This window comes from Collinsella sp. Sow4_E3, from assembly GCF_052116285.1.
Taxonomy (GTDB): Bacteria; Actinomycetota; Coriobacteriia; order Coriobacteriales; family Coriobacteriaceae; genus Collinsella.
In genome coordinates, this window is record NZ_JBQKLJ010000136.1 from 1 (window position 1) to 403 (window position 403).

Sequence of the window (403 nt, forward strand, 5' to 3'; positions counted from 1 at the left end):
AGCACGGAATCGCCCACCATGGTCTGGACTGCGAAGATCATGCCGTAGTCGGGGTCGATGGAGTCGGCCGGGATGGCGGCGCCGATGCCGAAGCCAGCGAACAGGTAGATGGCGCCAATGGTCAGGCCGCCCAGGATGATGGCCTTCGGAATGTCGTGGGTCGGGTTCTCCATGTCCTTAGCGAAGGTGCAGATGACCTCGAAGCCCGTGAAGTTGAAGATGATGATGGACAGGTAGCCCAGGGCGTTGGTGTTGGTGAGCTCGGGCAGGAAGGTGGCGGCGGACATGTCGTTCGCGAAACCGTTCTCCATGGCATACCAGATGCCCAGGGCGCCGACGATGACGGCAACGGCGACCTTGATCAGGGCGCCACCGTTGAGGACCCACTCGGAGTCGGCCGCCT

At 62.8% G+C, this 403-nt stretch carries 1 protein-coding gene; it reads right to left on the reverse strand.

Going from position 1 to position 403, the window contains the following annotated elements:
- A partial coding sequence (locus tag ACTQ48_RS11630) for an amino acid permease (protein WP_441571097.1) occupies positions 1-403 on the reverse strand: 403 nt, incomplete at both ends.